The organism is Citrobacter sp. R4 (assembly GCF_026719175.1).
GTDB lineage: Bacteria > Pseudomonadota > Gammaproteobacteria > Enterobacterales > Enterobacteriaceae > Citrobacter_A > Citrobacter_A sedlakii.
Window position 1 is genome coordinate 1 of sequence record NZ_JAPPSU010000054.1, and the last position, 846, is coordinate 846.

General features: G+C 64.2%; 1 pseudogene. It reads left to right on the top strand.

Annotation, left to right across the window (positions count from 1 at the left end):
- Positions 1 to 846, top strand: a pseudogene (locus OOJ60_RS24510) (RHS element protein); the annotation flags it as partial.

An 846-nucleotide genomic window follows, 5' to 3' on the forward strand; every position in this document is an offset into this window, starting at 1 on the left:
CAGCTTCGCGATGAGGAACTTATTCTCAACGATAACGGCGGGCGCAGTATTCACTTTGAGCCGCTGATGCCCGGAGAAACCGCCTTCAGCCGCAGTGAGTCGTTCTGGCTGGCCCGTGGCGGCGTGGCTAAACTGCATGAAAGCAATGTGCTGCATCTGCTGTGGCAGACCCTGCCGGAAGACCTGCGCTTAAGTCCGCATCTTTATCTGGCGACGAACAGCGCACAGGGGCCGTGGTGGATACTCGGCTGGCCTGAGCGCGTACCGGGTGAGGATGAAGCGCTCCCTGCGCCGTTACCACCGTACCGGGTGCTGACCGGGCTGGCCGACCGTTTCGGGCGCACGCAAATCTTTCACCGCGAGGCGGACGGGGAATTTGCCGGCAACATCACCGCCGTCACCGACGGCGCAGGCCGCCGCTTCCGGCTGGCGCTGACCACGCAGGCGCAGCGGGCGGAGGCGGCGCGTAAACAGGCGGCCGTTTCCGGCATCAGCGCGCCGGACTGGCCGCAGACGGTGCCGGTTTCCGGCTACGGCGCAGACAGCGGCATTCGCCTTGAGGCGGTGTGGCTGACGCACGACCCGGCATACCCGGATAACCTCCCGGCGCTTCCCCTGGTCCGCTATACGTACACCCCGCGCGGCGAACTGTCGGCAGTATATGACCGCAGCGGCATACCGGTGCGTGGTTTCACTTACGATGATAAACATCCGGGAAGGATGACCGCACACCGTTATGCCGGCCGCCCGCAGACCACCTACGTCTATGACGCCAGCGGGAAGGTGACGGAACAGCATAACCCGGCGGGCCTGAGCTATCGCTACGGCTATGAAAAAAATGCCGTC